Source organism: Leptospira fluminis (genome assembly GCF_004771275.1).
GTDB classification, from domain to species: Bacteria; Spirochaetota; Leptospiria; order Leptospirales; family Leptospiraceae; genus Leptospira_B; species Leptospira_B fluminis.
Map to the genome: position 1 here is coordinate 1 of NZ_RQEV01000005.1, position 17,235 is coordinate 17,235.

Below are 17,235 nucleotides of genomic sequence, written 5' to 3' on the forward strand. Positions count from 1 at the left end.
ATTCTGAACTGTTCGGTAAGGAATTCCATCGTCCCCCGAATCTAGTTCCTCTTGAGAAAGATTCCTTTCTAATCTCAACTCCTTTAATCTAAGACCGACTTTCCGACGAAAGGAAGTGTAATCCACGCCTGTTATGGTAATTATAATTGACCTACATAACACACTATATATAGTGTGATAAAATTAGACGCAGTCTTAAAGTCGCGTCTTGGAAAGAGGTTCGATATGAAATCAAAGGGAACGGCGTATGTATTTTGGATCCTTGGGCTTTTCGGCATATTAGGCTTACATCGATTCTACTTGGGTAAGATAGGAACTGGTCTTATCTGGTTATTTACCGGAGGAGTATTTTCCATTGGAGCGTTGATCGATCTTTTCACTCTTGGAGGGCAGGTGGACGCGTACAATACAAAGGCAGAATTAAAACAAATACGGACTGCGACTTTAGCAAACGCGAAATCCGAATGAAACTTCGATTCTCCTTTCGGTTACTTTTCCCCTTCCTACTGCTTATTTTGTTTTTGGGTTATGAACCGATTCGGCCCCAGAGTGATGAGGGAGAAAGTTCTCAAGAGGAGAATCCTCCTGTTGGTCAAAAGGACAAATACGCAGAAGAATATGAATCCAATTGCAATTTTATTTTGGATCTCCTCACGCCGGTCAGAGATCACCGAGAGAATTACAAGGATACGGAAATCCAAAAGAAGAAAAAGCAGGAAAAGAGAGAAGCGGCGTTGGCAGTGATCAAGAAGGCGATCGTAGGAAAGGCTGTCACTTTTAAATCCCTCCAAGTAATGAATGTTGATTCAGAAAAGACTCTGTCCGCCAATGGAATCAGGCATGGAAAAGATCTTATGGCTAAAATCAAAAACGATCCACAGAGTAAGCTTGTGGCTCAGACTAACGGAGAATTTTTGGAAGCGATCATTCGTTTGAATTTGGCTTTTTGCTCGGATTGTTGGAAGGATACCGGTAGGTATATTGTTTCTTATGAGATACCGATTCCGAAGGCGGAACTCGAATTCGGGATTCGGTTTGATGGGGATGGCGCCCCTAAAATGAGTATCTACATCAAGAAAATCTTTCCGAATGAAAATCAGGTCTTGGAGATTCGAAAAGATTCCCGGTTAGATGTTACAGGAAAAGTAAAATCTATTTCCTATACAGACCGCGGTTACGACGAAGACGTAGGATTGATTTTGGAATAGATCCGATTCGGTATATCGTGGGAAACGGATCCTGCATCTTGGACCGTTTTATCTCCCAAATTGATTAAAAAAGATCCCCAGGCCTTAGCTCGGAATGCAAATACATGTCGGCTGTGATCGCAGTAGAGGAGTGCCCCAAATACTGTGATACTGCTTTGATGTCCTTCCCTTTCTTTAGGATGGTATTTGTCGCGAAGGAATGCCGAAAGGTATGGGGGTGGATGTTCTTATTCAGAATTTCTTTTCCCTTTCTATGGATTTCCTTCCAGGCGTAATTCCTAGTAATTCTCTTCCCGTTCTTTGTTTCGAATAGGTAAAACTTGCCCTGAAAGGTTCTCCGTATTTTCCGGAAAAGGGACGTGGGAAGAAATACTCTCCTTTCCTTCCGGTTTTTCCCTATGATCCGGATATATACGAACTTTCCCTCTTCGATGCAATCTTGGATCCGAATGGAAAGAAGTTCCGAAATACGTAGGCCGGTATTCCCCAAGGATTGGATGATTAACCCTGTCCTCGGGGAAGAATTTTGAACCAGTGCCTCTATTTCCTTTTTAGAGAGGATCTCTTCTGAATACACCTTAGTGTCGGGCCGATCTAACCTAATTTCAGAGAATGACTTATCCAAAGCGGCAAGGAATATCGCTGAATTCGCCTGATTTTCGTAAGTCGCCAGGATGGATTTCTTCAAACCCGCCTTGATCATCCGGATTGTAGAGGGCCGGAGGCGTCCTTTTAGAGATTCCAGCCAGGTTTTGATCTCATCCATTCCGGCGGTTCGGAAATTTTCGTTGCATTTGAGAATATATGTGTCGTAAGTAGGTATTCCGGTTAACTTTAAGGATTTGTTCATTTCTAATGCTCCTGCATATGTAGGTGTCCCGAGGAGCATTTGGGTCGCCAGATTTTGGGTACAAATGTTAGTTTATGTGGTTAGGGTGGGGATTGTGCAAAGGTCTTATGAAATCAGCACAGAAGTAAATAATAATAGTATGTCGTTTCCTTTTTCTTGTCCGTTTTGCCAAAGAGATACTACGATAACAAAATCCAATTATTTTGATATTATTCAATATATTGATAAAGACAGCAAAGATGGAATATTAGCTTTACGGACAGTATTAACTACATGTCCAAATCCTAAATGTAAAGAATACACGATCATGACTTTTCTTTTAAAGGCACAAAGAGATGCTTTCGGAAAGTATTCCATAGTAAATGAGGAAAATTATTTAGAGAAGTGGCATTTAAGGCCTCTAAGTTTAGCTAAGAAATTTCCGAACTATATTCCAAAGCAGATAATCCAAGATTATAATGAAGCTTGCGCAATTATCAATCTCAGTCCGAAGGCATCTGCGACGCTTTCTCGAAGATGCCTTCAAGGAATGATTAGAGATTTTTGGAAAATAAGTAAAGGAAGGTTGATCGATGAAATAATAGAGCTAGAAAGTAAAATAGATCCTATAAGTTGGAAAGCCATTGATGCAGTTCGTAAGGTCGGAAATATCGGCGCTCACATGGAGAAGGATATTAATCAAATAATAGACGTTGAACCTAAGGAAGCAGAACTTCTCGTTCAACTTATTGAAATTCTTTTAAGAGGCTGGTATATTTCAAAACACGAGCAAGAAATGAGGCTAAATTCGATTATTCAGATTGCAGATCAAAAAGAATCTGAAAAGAAGAATGGTAAATGACTATGATACTTTGTCTAACTGTCTGTTTTATTGCAACGTTATGGATCCGTTTCATTGCCTTCGTTTGGCCTTTACTGCATTGCGATGCGATTTCTTGCTTGTTTAAACGAGAGCGCTCGGCATCAATTGCTAACTGATAATCATTTTTAATGAGCCAAATGAAAGAATGGAGAGAGTATAGTATGTACGGTAAAAGCATTAAGATATTCTTACTTGATGGAAGTTCTAGCGGTTTACGCACCGCTGAAATTGGATTATCATCGGTCATGGCTTTTGTTGTTCCACGCGCTTCTCTGTCTTTATTTATTTTGAATAGGGATGAGAGTACTAAGACAGGTGTATATGTTCTATCTGGCGAGGATCCAAATTCCTCCGGTCGCATTGCCGTGTATATCGGAGAAGGGGATGAAGTTAAATCGCGACTTTTAGCTCATGACAAAGATGAAAAAAAGGACTTTTGGGAGCAAGCACTGATCTTCATCACGAAAGACCTCTCTTTGACTAAGGCACATGCTCGATACTTGGAAGCGAGATTGATTGAAATTGCAAGAAATGTAAAGCGAGTTACCGTTGTTAATGATACACAACCACAAGGAGGAACTTTGCCTGAGGCTGATGTTTCTGATATGCAGCAGATGCTTGATCAAATACGTTTACTGTCAACTACTCTTGGTGTTCCTGCTTTTGAAGAACCACGAATAATTTCTAATTTCAATCAGAATCCTTCAGAATATAACGCTCAAACGACCGAGGAATTTCAATTCACTGGTGATGGTTATGAAGCACACTGTTATCTTGAATCGGGTCAATTCGTAGTTTTGAAGAATTCGACGGTCAGAGGTCAGGAGGTTTCCTCACTTTCAGATTCGATTCGAAATCTTCGTAAAGACTTAATAGAATCTAAAGTATTGATTGCATCTGGTTCCGGTTATTATTTCTCTCAAAATTATCCATTTGACTCAGCTACAAAATCAGCTCAGCTAATATGTGGTTCCACGGTCAACGGTCGTATCGCATGGAAGAATAGAGAAGGTCAAACGTACGGCGAATGGCTCGATTCAATAGCAGAATTGAAAAAGGAAAAGGTGTGATTTTCTATCGACCATTTACCGGCTAGGGTCACCCACTTACTTCGTTTAACTGTCGGATCCGGTACTGCATTTTGGGAGGCTTGGCAACTCACCTAAATCACTTTTATCCCTTGGATACAAAACCCTATTTATGTGGCCAAAATTCTTAAAATGGTTAAATTCCTTAAATTTCACAATGCTTAAAGGATCTCGGTTAGTAATTTTTCTTGTTTTTACAATTAGCTGCTCATCTTTTCCGATTACGGACAAATCTGCGATTCGTATTGTAATCGAGCAAAACGAGACAAACCATATGGAAAAGTTACGCAAGATAGAAGCCGGAATGCCAGCGATAGACGCCTATTCAGATTATGCAAAGGCAATGAGAAGTATAGATACATCTTATTGTCCTCCTGAATTTCAACAAGCCTTTCTGAAGCATGTACACTCATGGGAGAATTTTGTAGATCGTTTGAATGACCGAAAAGATACTCAATTAAGACGGGTATTCGTTAGTATCATTGGTCTTTTGATCGGCAATCCAGCAGTAACTATGGGTCCCATTTTTAGAGAATTGGAGGAGAATGGCGTGGATATTTCAGAAATACGAGAGTCATGGCAGAATGTTGAGAGCGTCTCCCTAAAGTACGGATATAGAGTTCGTTATTAATTTTGCAGTTGCTTGAGGGCTTTGAGAATGGATTCCGACGATGATGATTGGAAAGAATTGGAACTGATTCTTTCGGATGCCAAAGAGAAAATCTGGACAGTCCCTGATAAAAATGCGAAAGAAAGTTTTCGCTTACCCAATCCGTTCTACTATTCGGACAGAGATGGAGATATTGTAAAAGTTTTAAATAAAATTGAGGTCGTGCGTGAACTAACGAGTTCCTTTATAAACGCAGGAACATCTACTTATAAGCCGGATGTAGGTATAGTAAAAAGTTGGCTATTATACTTAACTGATAAATATGATTTCGAGAGGGCAGTTCAATTATTCAGAGAGTATCTTAAAGGAGAAGAAAATCATCTCACCGAGATCTTGATATTCTCTGGAATGAAGCTGCATAAGAAAATCGATTTGGGGAATTTTATTCTTTTACCCATTAGTTCGTTGGATGATTCTTTTATTAAGAGATTGGTATTAGAGCAGAATGGAATCATTGAGGAGATGCCAGCATTTGCTAATGAAGATGAGACGGTTGAGCGTCCTTATTCAGCAATAAGCTCCAAAACATTACTTCAGCCAAAATATATTTCCGAACCACGGAGTTTAACAACAGGAAAATTTAATGAATTTGCTACCTTTTTACTCTGTCTTTGGATAACGACACGGCATTCTATCGTTCCAAAATCATACTGGATTGACTTAAATGAAAATATTCCAGGTAGTATTCATTATAATAGTAATGCGAAAGCAATTGTCGATGTAGGGAGCGCAAAAATTACTTATTTTGAAACTAAGACGCAATTAATACTGAAAGCGAAGAGGTTTTATTTATTAATTCCACAATTGGCTCAAGAGGAAAGGTACGTTTTAATTCTTGCAATGTCGAGATTTAGCCAAGCCTTTCGCCGGAGCGAAAATAAGGAGAAAATTATTGATTATACCATCGGGTTTGAAGCTATACTTCGTTTTTCGGACAGGGACTACAAGGACGTAAAGAAAAAATTTAGAGAGCGAGGTATGAAATACTTGGGAAGATCTGAAGATTCGAAAAAAGAAATTGAGGCGATATTAAATAAATTATATTCTATGCGTTCTGATATTGTTCATGGTAAATTTACAGTTATCGAAGAAATCGAATTGTCGGGCAGAAAAATAACTCTAAGCGATTTTTTTGTTAAAATTAATTGTTTGGCAAAGCGGATAGTTCGCAAGGTTATTTTAAGTAAGGAAATTCCGAAATGGTAAAGGAGTTCTGAACAGGATAGTATTTGCCTGACATTTTCTTCAGAAAAAAATTTTTTAATTTCAAAGATTAGTCACGCTGCTTACATAAATGACTACGGCCCTTTCACATAAGCCCAGTGAGTCACAAATCCATCCCGAATCGAATACCGATATCCTGACTCGGTTTTCTTGATAAGTCCATCCGTCCCGACTTCGCCTAAGAAATAGCCACCTTTCTTGTCCCGGAATAAAGTGGGCTGACTCTTTTCCGGTAGCACTCCTTCTTTCAATGCGTTCCAAACCATAGTTTCCTCTTAAATGCTTTTCGCTTTGTTATGTTTTCCGATTTCGAACCAGAAGAACCGTATTTACGAGAGTGAGAAGTGCCAAGGCGCCAATCGCCATCCAGACGAATCTTAGATCCCGATTCTCTGTAGCCGTGGATCCGACATTTCCTTTCGTTTTCTTCTTAGCTTCTTCGATTCCCTTTAGTAGTTCCTCGTACTCAAATTTGATTTTCGCGGAAGATTCCTGCAAACTCGGGTCAAAGACAAAAACGGTTCGGACAGTGGAGTTTCCGCTTGTTTTGGATATGTTTTCTGAGAAGTTCCGATTTTCCTTTATAGGGGCTGCTACTTTCGGTTCCTCTTGAAGATCCTTCAAATCCTCACGCGACTTTAGCTCCAAATACCGACTCCTGACTCCAGGATGACTCGGCCAGGATTTGAATACTTTCTCATAGTATCCAAAAGCGGTTAGAAATTTCCGATTCGAATAAGCAAGATCCGCTTTCCCAATCCAAACAAAATTCTGGTAAAGCTGTAGGGTGGCATCGTTCGGGTTTTTGGTTAGGAAACGATCCAGTTCGCTTTGGGCTTTCTCCCATTGGAAAGAGTCCACGTATCCTTTGATTTGAATGGTGGCTTCCTCTTGCGACTCCGCGAAAGAAGGAAGGGATAAGAGAAGTAGAAAGAGAATGGAAAGGTAAGTTCTCATGGTCACCTACTCAAAATCACTGCTTTGTGTCCGAAACGAGCTGTCGGCATCGCTGTAGAGGCCGTCCAAGGGCCTCCAATTGGGTTTGTAAGGTCGATCCAGTAGACGAGGGCAGTTGGGATGTTCAGAGAGCTTTCTCCGCCAAATACATAGGCTCTGCGGAGGTCGTAGGAGATTTCCATCGCTCCGTAAGCGGTGGTTGTTGGGAGAACAGGTCCACTTTGGAAAGTTGCACTTCCGGCAACGTAATAATCGTATCTTTGGAGAGAGGTCAAAGCAGTGACCGGTTGGGGAGTAATCTGAGCACTCGACCCGCCGACTGATAAGAGAGCCGGGGAATCAGTAGGATAGGGGTCCGTGGGAAGAGGGCGATAACAAGCGGAAGCTCCAGCAAAGCCTCCTGTTCCTGAGAGTGCCGGTTCGTTAAACGCAGTGGTAGAATTAGAAGAAGGAGAATATCCGTCTGTAGAACTTTGAACGGATCCGTCCGTGTAGTATCTTCCGCCAGTAAAGAAAATGGTTCCGTTTAAGGCACAACCAGACATGTCTACTCTTGCGAAAATACTCGTATTCGAAGTGTAGGATTGCCAAACTCCAGTGGAACCGATGTCCGGATAGAACTTATACACCGTGTTCAAAACGGTTCCAGTCGTCATGTCGGTGGTGGTCGTTCCTGCGATGAGGTAGATGTTTGTTCCAACAGTTCCCGCTACCATTCCTTGGAGAGCGGAAGGGATCGAAGCCATCGTTTTCCAGGTTCCTGCGATCGGATCATACATTTCGACAGTGTTTACAGCCGTAAAAACTCCGGAGATCTTAGCGACCCCTCCGATCACATAAATCTTGCCGTTATAGGAAACTACTCCTGCGAACGCCCGAGGAGTTGGAAGAGTCGTGATCCCATTGTACCATTGACCTGCTACTGGATCATACATGTCCACTTGGGATACAGGAATGTTTCCGTTCCCGATTCCTCCTACAACCCAGATACTTCGGTTTAGAACCTGCTGGTTCGAAGGAAGGGTAGTGAAGACAGAACTTCCCATAGCGTCGGGAGAAATCTTTCCGCAGAATACCGCATACACGTATTGGGTGTTGGATTGTAGGTTCGTTAATGTGATACTTTGGAGTTTGGAAGGAACGAGTCCGAAGAGATAGTTTGTAGGAGATCCGATTCCATATCCCAGAATTCCTTCTACATCCGCAGAGCAGTTCCATGCGATGGTTGCAGTGGTAGAAGTCACGGCTACCGGCCCGAATCCTTGGATTTTTAGAGCAGCAGTTTCCTGTCCATTTGTGATCGGACTTCCTTGGCAAGAAAGTAGAAGTGAAACAACGATCGGTAGTATAATCGAAACTTTCATAGTCGTATCAAAACTCCCGCTTCGATTCCTTGCATACAGATCTGAGAGGTTCTTTCGAAAACGCATTGGGTTTTCCAGGAAACTCGGAGTTGAGAATTCCGAAATTTGAATCCTTGCCATCCTACTTGGACCGCAATAGATGGATCGATTCCCGCGGAGGTGGTATAGGTCGTCGCATAGCGAACATCCGAGACACCGGCTCCCACATTCACAAATAGATCGAGCATCGGATTGTTCTGATAGATTCTACTGTACTGGGCATAGACTTGGTTCGTGAAGAAGGAGAAGTTTCCGCTTCCTCCCGGTGCGCTCAAGTATTCAGATCTGAATCCGATTTGCCAACGGTTGTAATTTAGAAAAGCGGGTTCGAAAAAGAGTCCTCCGCCGTAGATCGCAGGAAAAGTGTCCCGAGACCTTCCTATGTTCCGGAATAAATCTCCGTAGATTCCGATTTTCGTTTCTGGATGTTGCGCCTCTGGATCTAGAAGAGCATCTGAAAGGGAAGGATGACCTTTTTTTAATGCAGAAGGATTCTTTAAATTTGCCTTCGGAATCGTTAGAAATCCAAGTTCTGTTTTGAGAGTGACTTCGTCGGTGCTCTCTTCTGCAAACACTCCTTTGATCCGAGAACCGTCGTTTAGTTCGAGAGTCGAGTAGTAATAAGAAGTGTCTTCTCCCTTCTTGGAGTAATCTATATTCGCGAGATCACTTTTATAAATCGTGTAGATCTTATCCTTCCATTTCACTTTGATTTGCTTTTCTGTATCGGACAACGTATCTGCGATGTATGCTTCTCCGTTTTGAAAAACGATTTCAGCGGGAAAGAGGGAAGAAGTTGCGATCAAAGAAAGGAAGAAGATGAAATATAAAAGCAGTTTAGAACAGTTCTTAAATCGTTTCATATATAGTTTCAGGATCGCTTCTCGGGAAAATCATTCAAAATGTCTAAATGACAGAAATTGAAAGCCCTTAAGAATTCGCAATTTGTGCCACTTTTTTTCATAAATTGATTTTAATCGAGCAGATTGGTGCAATTTAGGCTAGAAAATATCATTGACCATAATTTGCCATTTCTCCAGGGTTTTAAGCAAAATATTCGATTCGGTAACGAACGAATATGAGCGGGGTTTAATGTCTGCGTTTGCTCTCAAAATCGAAACTTGGAATCTCGGATTTATTAAACGATTCTGGATTCGGGTGGGTTTGCCTGTATTCATTCTCGTATTTTTGAGCAACTTCAGTATCGTTTCGAGCGTCCTTCGGATGCTCGGTTCTCTTCCCCCGCAACCGCTTCCTAAAGTTGTAGTTTCTGCGGACGGAAAGGCGGTAACCAATATTCCCTTAGAAATTCCACCCGGAACCAAGGGAATCGAACCGAAGCTCTCGTTAACCTACGCTTCCGAAGCGAGTAACGGTATTTTAGGAAGGGGCTGGATTTTAGAAGGAAATGATTTTATCGTTAGAGATCCTTCTTTCGGGGTCAAGTATAGCGGTAGCGATTCTTATATTTCTTCTATTGGCGGTCAGTTAGTCGACATTTCCGGATCGAAGTCGATTTATCATTCTAGAAAGGAAACCTTCGTTCGCTACTATCCGAACGGGACTTGTGGAGACGGCCCTTGTTCTTGGACGGCAATTGATAAGACGGGATTAACCTATACATTCGGTGGAACCTCCGATTCTCAAATCTTAGCAATCGGACAATCGGGAGCGATCCGGATATGGGCTGTGAGTAAGGTCCAGGATCCTTTCGGGAATGGGTATACAGTGCAATATACTCAGGATGGTACCGGAGCGTATTATCCGGCTATTATCTCTTACAACAATCGATCGATCCAGTTTTCTTATGAATCTCGGCCCGATGTGATTCCAGATTATTCCCAAGGGACGATTGTAAATCTCACTCAGCGCTTGAATACGATATCCGTTTATACCAACGGTTCTCTTCTGCGGGAATACGAATTCGGATACTCTCAAGGGACGGTCACAGGTGGAAGTCTACTCGCTTGGCTCCGGAGGGATGGAAATAATGCCTTTGGAAATGAGAGCTATGATGATTTGGTTTTCACATACAATAGCCAAGGGAATGGAGGATTTAGTTCGTCTTTAGTTAGCTATGGATCCTTTCAATTTGGAGACGGAACAGATGTATTCATTCCGAATCCGAATGTTTTACTGTCTCAGACTTCTCCTCAAAATAATTTACCAGAGTTTCCGATCCCGTCTCCGAGTACTAAAATTGTGACAGGTATGCAGTATACGGTTCAGATTCCTGTGTCCGATCGAAATTCCTGTAATATCGGACTACTCGCTTGTGCTTGTATTCTTTATGCTCCTTGTTGGCATTACGATCCGATATACCAAGGAAACCTACAGATAGCTTGTTCGACCTATAACGCTTGGGGTGGTTATAATTCCTGTACCTACGGGGTAAAGGCTGCATTGACGGGTTGGCTCCAGATGGATGTGAATGGAGACGGCGTTTTGGATTTTGTCGCTCTTACTGGGGATGAAATGACTGGAACCATTCATCTTTCCGCAACCCCGATAAAATACAATGGAATTCCTACGACTTTTACTAGCTCTTCGATCCCGATCCATTACAATACGTTTTATAGTGTAGCCGACATAGACGGGAACGGCATGACGGACTTCGTGTACGAGAATGGAGGGACTCTTTGGGTGGTCTATTCCTATGGAACCTCCTTTTCTAGTCCTCAGAATTTTTCGAACGTTTCCTTAAATACAATCAACGGTAGTCTCACTTCCTTCAATCCGTACATGTATGTCTATAATCCGGCCGTGGACACGAAACAACTAACTTCGAATATTCCAGCGAAAGACTACTTGGCGGATATGAATGGGGACGGTCTAGAGGATTTTATTCACTACGATGGGAGTAGCTTCCAGATCTATATCAATAAGAAGGGGAGTTTTGCGTCCCCCATTGGAATCTCTGCTCCCCAAGGAACTTACTTAAACCAATTCCAGGATATCGATGGAGACGGTAAGGCAGAATACGTGACTGTCACCGTGAATTTCACGAATGCTAATATCCAAGCGTTACAACAAGCAGTTGCAAACGACAATACGAAACTCTCCGGGCTTCAAACGGATTACAATAACCAGTTAACCACTTTAAACGCGGTGTTTGCTGCGACTTCGAGTTCCAATTTACCAAGTAACGCTAAGATTCAGAGCTTGGTTTCGTATTACCAAGCGGATACTGTGGATAACTTTTCCGCCGATATCTCTCTTTTGAATCAAGTATTGGCGGGAACGGCGACTCTTCCTCTCGCTTCCACGAAATTAACCGGATTCCAGAACGATTTACAATCCGCATATTCTCAGCTTTACTCTCCGGTTTTGCAAGATCTCCAAACACAGCAATCCGCGTTAAACTCTGCGATTGCAGTGGCATACGCAAATAACCAGGCGCAGACTGTTTTGCAAGTTAGCTATTTTAATCTATCGAACGGTACTGCCAATACCATCACTAATACTCTCTCTGCAAGTGTGGATGCGTTCCGATCCTTCTTAGTGGATATGAACGGAGATGGCCGCGCAGATCTCGTATCGATCATCGGTAACGAGGTGATCGTTTATTTGAATACTGTTTCCGGCTTTGCTTCTCCGAATACGACTGCCCTGAATACCAGCGATGGAACTAAGGTAAACCAATTCAATTTCGGGGATGTGAATGGGGATAAATTGAACGACCTGGTTCTCTACAATATTTCCACGCAAAGGATAGAAACCTACCTTTCAAACGGAAAGTCTTTCAATACGATGTCCGGTGTTTATAATTTTGGAGCTTTATCTTCCGTAGTGAATAAGGACAATAATGGATATGTGACCTCTGCCACTACCTACCAGATAACGGTCCAAGATTTAAACGGAGATTCGGCAGCGGACGTGTCTGTTGGGTATCTGAGTGCTGATTTAACGAGCGGGCAAATCTTCTATAGTCTGAATTCTGTCCGGACTTCTCCGGAGGATTCTCTTGCGAATTTAGCAAATGGGACAGGCCAGACGACTAACATTCTTTATGGTCTGGTTTCGGCCCAATCAGGAGGAGTCAGGGTAGGGTCCGGTTCTTATCCGAACCTTCCGAATACGACTCCCGATTTCGTAGTTACTTCTCTTGTGGAAGATCTAACGAACGGCATCACTAATAATTCCGTTTTTACGTATAAAGACAGTCGGTTTTATTTAGGAGTCCGAGGAATCGCTCGGAGCCTAGGATTCGCTTCTATCCAGGAAACGGATTTGAACACCGGATTTTATAGTGTTAACGCATATAACCAAAGTAGTTATAGACTTTCGGGTCAAAAGGATTCGGAGAGTAGATATAACTCTTCGGGAAATCTCGTCCAGCAGACCTTGAATTCTGGTTATACCTATCCGAACCCGTTTGGAACGGAAATTGAATTCCCTACAAACGTTTCTCTTAGCTATTATCAAAACGGTTCTCTTTACTTAACAAAAAACCAGGCGATCGCATTCGATTCTTATGGGAATGCTATAAGTAGTACGGAAACCGCTGGTTCTCATACCTTAGTGACCCAAAATACTTACTTTAACGATACTACAAATTGGAGAATGGGACGGGTTCTTGAAACGAAGACATTTGTAGATGGCGGGTTATCCGGAGATACCTTGCTTACCTATAATGGGGATTTGGTATTTTCCAAGACGGAATTTCCAGGAACTTCCGCTGCATTGTCTACGGGTTATACGTATGATTCCTACGGAAATCCGATTTCTGTTACGGACCCGGCCGGTGCTGCCACTACCTTTGTCTATGATACTACCTTAAACCTATTTCAAACCCAGAAGACCAACGCTTTAGGGCACACGACTTCCATTACTTACAACTTGGATTTAGGTGTTCCTATTAGCGCAACGGACGCGAACGGTGCCGTCTCTTATAAGACCTACGATGGATACAAACGTCCTTTGACCGTTACGTTTGCAGGGGAATCAAGTTGGAACGAAAGTTTTACCTATAACAATGTAGGAAGGTTTGATTTAACGAACTTATCGAATAATGAATCTGTTACCAAACAAATCAGAGACAATGTAACAGGAACTACTTCCATTTTGACCTCTTATATCGATCCTTTAGGAAACGAGGTGAGATCTGAGGCAAATACTCCTGTCGCCGGAGTAAATCTAATCAATGAAACTTCGTTTGATTATATCAAAAGAGTGGTTTCTAGAAAATCGAACACATATGTAACCGGAATCACTCCCTCATATAGCCAGTATTACTATGCCCATCCGGATAATCTTTTGAGTAGCGTAGACACTCCGGATGCTGCGGGAACGATCACGACTTCTGTTACGTATAGCGGACTGACGACGACTATGAACCGAACCTATCCGGGCGGAACAGTTCGGACCAATTCCCAAGTGAAGAACGAACTAGGTCAGGTCATTTCCAAAACAGACAATGGAAAGACACTCAGTTACACATACGAAACTCACGGCCAGTTATCTTCCGCAACGGACCCGGAAGGGAATGTTAGTACATTTGGTTATGATTCGGCAGGTAGAAAGATCAGTTCCAGGGATCCGAATTCCGGAGCGGTGAATTATACCTTTGATTCTTCCGGAAGGATCTCTACTCAGACAGATGCTCGGGGGAAAACCCTGACTTTCGGATACGATGCTCTCAGTCGGATTTCCAGTATGACTCCAAGTGGCGGAGAAACTCCGGTTCTATATACCTACGATGACCCTACTAGCTCCTTCGGGAAGGGAAGGCTTTCCCATGTTAGCGATGGAACAGGAACGACTAGTTTCAATTATAATGTACAAGGAAGGACGATCGAGCAAAAGAAAACGATCGACGATCTAATCGTTTTTGTTCGCTCTAACTACGATTCTTTAGGGCGACCGCTAACGATTACGTATCCGGATGGAACGAAAATCCATAACAACTATTCGGTAAATAACTACATTTCAGATGTTTCGATGGATTCCGCGGATGGAACGAGTACGGGATATACGGTAGTTAGTTACCAAGGACCGATTTTAGGTTCTGCAAATCCGATCGTTCGGAGAACTACTGGAAACGGTGTGACGATGGACATTTCCTTCGAGCCGATTCACTTGCGGCCGATGAGTATTGTCACAAAGAAATCCGATGGAACCACTCTTGGAAACGTGAACTATGCTTACGACTCGATCGGAAATATCGCATCCATTACGGACAATGTTACTCCCCAGAGAAACGAATCCTTCTCTTACGATTCTTGGAATAGGCTCGTCCAAGCTACGGGAATTTATGGAACGCAAAACTATTCCTATACCGATGGCGGTAAACTGACCCAAAAAGGAGATATCGCTCTCAGTTATAGTGACTCCAATCACGTAAATGCGGTAACCCAATCGAATTCTACGAGCACCGGGCCTCTAAGTTACTCTTACGATGCAAGTGGAAACATGATTTCTCGGAATGGAGACACTCTCCGGTACGATTCGTTTGGAAAGATGGTGGAATACGATCCGAATGGTGGAGGGCAGTTCCTGTATTATTATGATTTTGCGGGAACCAGAGTGAAAAAAGTCTCTGCTACTTCAGGAGTGGTAACATACAGCTTTGGAGATTTGTACGAGATTGTCCGGAATCCAGGGAATCCAGAACAGCACACTCTTTATATACGAGGGAACCAAGGAGATCTCGTTTCTCAGGTTTCTAGAAACAATGCAGTCTTAATTTCTTCTAACGAAAACGCGGTAAATGTCGCCAAGAGCAATTTGGCGGACCAAATTTGTAGTGCTGCCATCGGAGGGACTTGCCAAAGAATTTGGAAGGAGAATGTCGTAAAAGGAGTTCGAGGCTTTTTTGCTTTCTCAGCGTTCTTCCATAGAGGAATTCCAACAGACCTTTTCGCGATCTCTTATTACCTCTTTCTCCTTGTATTACTATATGCGGCATATCCACTCCTATTGAAAGGAAACGAGATCTTACAAAGGGCAAAACTTCTAGGATTTAGTGCTCCAGTTTTATTACTGTCCTTCGTAGTTGTCTTCACTGTCCAGAACTGTAACGGTTTCTTGAGCGGAAGCGGAAAGGGATCTCCTCCTTGGATCTTAATTCCGGGGGCATCTTCTGATCCGAGTACACCAACACTGAACAATCCACAGACTGCAAGCGGCGGTGGAATCAACGCGGGATCGACACCTGTAAACGGGATGTATTTCTATCATCCGAATCACTTGGGTTCTACAGTAATGCTCACAGACGGGTACGGAAATCCAGCACCTGGTCCTGGGCAAAGTGGAGTGAGCCATGTTACCTACGAACCGTATGGATCCATCGTCCGAAACGATTCCCTCGGCCCGGATATCTTCCGTTATAAGTTTACGGGTCAGCAAGAGGACTTAGAGACGAATCTCTTGTATTATAGGGCACGCCACTATGATCCGAACTTGGGCCGTTTTATAGAAGCGGATAGGCATGTGAATTTCTCCTCCGTCAATGGAATGGACAAATACATGTATGTAGGAGGAAACCCTGTAGATCGGATCGATCCGTCTGGGAATTCCTGGTTGAGTGGGGCAATAGCCGGGTTAGGGAAATCGATTTTAGGCGGGTTTACGGCCCTTCTGAAAGGGCTTGGAAGGACTCTGTCTACGATTTCTAAGCTTTCCTTTAGAAACCTTGGCACTGCGATTGCTCATTCGGATTACGGAGTGGGCCTAACCAGGCTAGGCTACGGTCTTCGAAACAGTGATCTCGGGAAAATGCTAACACGAAATCGGGAAGCGATTTACGAAACGATTGGAGCCTTTTTCCTTTTGCCGGTCGCGGGTTTGGCAATCATTGGGGCGACAATAATAAACCCGGTGGGAACAATCGGTTATATCGGAGGAGGTTTAAGCAAGTCTTCCTTCAATAACATGCATTGGAGAACTAAGGCTGCGAATCGAGGATTCCAGAATGGAACCAAGATCCAATTGGGACTCGATGCCGCGGGAATTCTTGCTGCCGGTGCGGTTGAATTCGGAGTAGTGGACGCGATTTCCTCCGGATTCGACTCTGTTTTAGCTACGATTGATTCCGGGATAGAATGGCTTGGGGACAATTGGGTTCCGTTTACGGATGCTGTTGAGGGATTTATTGACAAAGTTATCGATAAAGCCGGAGAAGCTGCTTTTAGGGTACTGACAGAAGATTACAGCTTTGGTTGGACTCACATTCCATATATACAAGAAGTATCAATTCCGTTGTGGACAGTCCCTTGGGGTCAGGGGGCTTTTGCTTATGGATTGGGGCACGACTTCAATTATTCGAAGATAACATTAGGAGATTATTTGGGAGAAGTTGCACAGGCCTACGTGGAAGATATGTTTACTTTAGCATTATTTAATTCTCAAACGCCAGTATCTGCTTTCCTTGCAGGATTGGGAAAAGTTAGAAGAATTTTATTTTAATTTGCGATATGCTAGGATTGAATTTCAAAAGATACTTAATTATCTTCTTTTTGTTCAACTGTATTACTTCGTACGAAAAGAAGTTAAATGGTAACACCTCGATTGATCGGGTAAAGATAGACGTAATTAAGAATTGTGCAGTGATTTTGGATTATAAATTGAATGAAGTAAGTCCAGAAAAGCTGCTTAAATCTGAAAAAGAAATGCGTAGGAAAAAAATATCCGAAGTGTCGGAAGATTATTTAGTAAAATCTCTCGGCCGTTCTCCGGTTTGGATTTCCGATGATAACAGTATTGCGAAAAATAAAGGCAATTTATGTGAATTTACTATCATTATTTACGATGAAGTTGGAATTTACTCTCCAGATTTTTTCTTTTTCATTGGTTTTCCATATTTGGAAAGGGAAGTCCTGGATTTGAGAGGAAACCTAGTTGGTAAAAATAATGAATGCACCGTTAAGGCTTCTTCACGAAATGGAACTTCCATGAATATGTCTATTTCAACGGATCGACAGCTTGTAATCCAACTTCTCTAGCCAGCAACGCATTTACAGTGAATGGAGCAAG

The 17,235-nt window shown here is 42.6% G+C and carries 13 protein-coding genes; 8 read left to right on the forward strand and 5 right to left on the reverse strand.

Translation table 11 applies throughout. The features are described 5' to 3' along the window. Positions 1 to 225 precede the first annotated feature (225 nt). Both EHO61_RS05245 and EHO61_RS05250 read left to right on the forward strand, forming a co-directional pair. Complete coding sequence (locus EHO61_RS05245; protein WP_135812597.1) at positions 226 to 468, forward strand: NINE protein; 243 nt, start codon at positions 226 to 228, stop codon at positions 466 to 468. Then, the gene (locus tag EHO61_RS05250; RefSeq protein WP_135812598.1) at positions 465 to 1,208 is read left to right on the forward strand and encodes a hypothetical protein; all 744 of its coding nucleotides are present in this window, start codon (positions 465 to 467) and stop codon (positions 1,206 to 1,208) included. The genes EHO61_RS05245 and EHO61_RS05250 overlap by 4 nt, the downstream gene beginning before the upstream one ends. Positions 1,209 to 1,272: 64 nt before the next feature. Here the strand turns inward: EHO61_RS05250 and EHO61_RS05255 are convergent, their stop codons facing one another. Next, positions 1,273 to 2,058, reverse strand: coding sequence for a tyrosine-type recombinase/integrase (locus EHO61_RS05255; protein WP_167884812.1), 786 nt, complete (start codon positions 2,056 to 2,058; stop codon positions 1,273 to 1,275). A 64-nt stretch (positions 2,059 to 2,122) separates the two neighbouring features. Between EHO61_RS05255 and EHO61_RS05260 the strand changes: the two genes are divergently transcribed. The 4 genes from EHO61_RS05260 (at position 2,123) to EHO61_RS05275 (ending at position 5,884) form a co-directional block, all read left to right on the forward strand. After that, positions 2,123 to 2,899, forward strand: a complete 777-nt coding sequence (locus tag EHO61_RS05260; RefSeq protein WP_210415305.1) for a DUF4145 domain-containing protein — start codon at positions 2,123 to 2,125, stop codon at positions 2,897 to 2,899. A gap of 149 nt (positions 2,900 to 3,048) precedes the next feature. After that, positions 3,049 to 3,990: a GIY-YIG nuclease family protein gene (locus EHO61_RS05265; protein ID WP_135812600.1), complete on the forward strand. Its 942-nt coding sequence runs from the start codon at positions 3,049 to 3,051 to the stop codon at positions 3,988 to 3,990. A gap of 292 nt (positions 3,991 to 4,282) precedes the next feature. Then, positions 4,283 to 4,639: a hypothetical protein gene (locus EHO61_RS05270; RefSeq protein ID WP_135812601.1), complete on the forward strand. Its 357-nt coding sequence runs from the start codon at positions 4,283 to 4,285 to the stop codon at positions 4,637 to 4,639. A 27-nt stretch (positions 4,640 to 4,666) separates the two neighbouring features. Next, positions 4,667 to 5,884, forward strand: a complete 1,218-nt coding sequence (locus tag EHO61_RS05275) for a HEPN domain-containing protein (RefSeq protein WP_135812602.1) — start codon at positions 4,667 to 4,669, stop codon at positions 5,882 to 5,884. A 92-nt stretch (positions 5,885 to 5,976) separates the two neighbouring features. Here EHO61_RS05275 and EHO61_RS05280 read toward each other — a convergent pair whose 3' ends face one another. Genes EHO61_RS05280 through EHO61_RS05295 form a run of 4 tightly spaced genes read right to left on the reverse strand, consistent with a single transcriptional unit; the run spans position 5,977 to position 9,125 of the window. Next, the gene (locus tag EHO61_RS05280; protein ID WP_135812603.1) at positions 5,977 to 6,168 is read right to left on the reverse strand and encodes a hypothetical protein; all 192 of its coding nucleotides are present in this window, start codon (positions 6,166 to 6,168) and stop codon (positions 5,977 to 5,979) included. 28 nt (positions 6,169 to 6,196) lie between these two features. Then, on the reverse strand, positions 6,197 to 6,859 hold the full coding sequence (locus EHO61_RS05285) for a tetratricopeptide repeat protein (RefSeq protein ID WP_135812604.1): 663 nt from the start codon (positions 6,857 to 6,859) through the stop codon (positions 6,197 to 6,199). Positions 6,860 to 6,861: 2 nt separating this feature from the next. After that, positions 6,862 to 8,223: a Kelch repeat-containing protein gene (locus EHO61_RS05290; RefSeq protein ID WP_135812605.1), complete on the reverse strand. Its 1,362-nt coding sequence runs from the start codon at positions 8,221 to 8,223 to the stop codon at positions 6,862 to 6,864. After that, positions 8,220 to 9,125, reverse strand: a complete 906-nt coding sequence (locus tag EHO61_RS05295; protein ID WP_246032022.1) for an LA_3334 family protein — start codon at positions 9,123 to 9,125, stop codon at positions 8,220 to 8,222. The genes EHO61_RS05290 and EHO61_RS05295 overlap by 4 nt, the downstream gene beginning before the upstream one ends. A 229-nt stretch (positions 9,126 to 9,354) precedes the next feature. Here EHO61_RS05295 and EHO61_RS05300 point away from each other — a divergent pair, with 229 nt between their 5' ends. Both EHO61_RS05300 and EHO61_RS05305 read left to right on the forward strand, forming a co-directional pair. After that, a complete protein-coding gene (locus tag EHO61_RS05300) occupies positions 9,355 to 16,668 on the forward strand; it encodes an RHS repeat-associated core domain-containing protein (RefSeq protein WP_135812606.1) in 7,314 nt (2,437 codons plus the stop codon). A gap of 17 nt (positions 16,669 to 16,685) precedes the next feature. Continuing rightward, complete coding sequence (locus tag EHO61_RS05305; RefSeq protein WP_210415306.1) at positions 16,686 to 17,204, forward strand: hypothetical protein; 519 nt, start codon at positions 16,686 to 16,688, stop codon at positions 17,202 to 17,204. Positions 17,205 to 17,235: the final 31 nt, after the last annotated feature.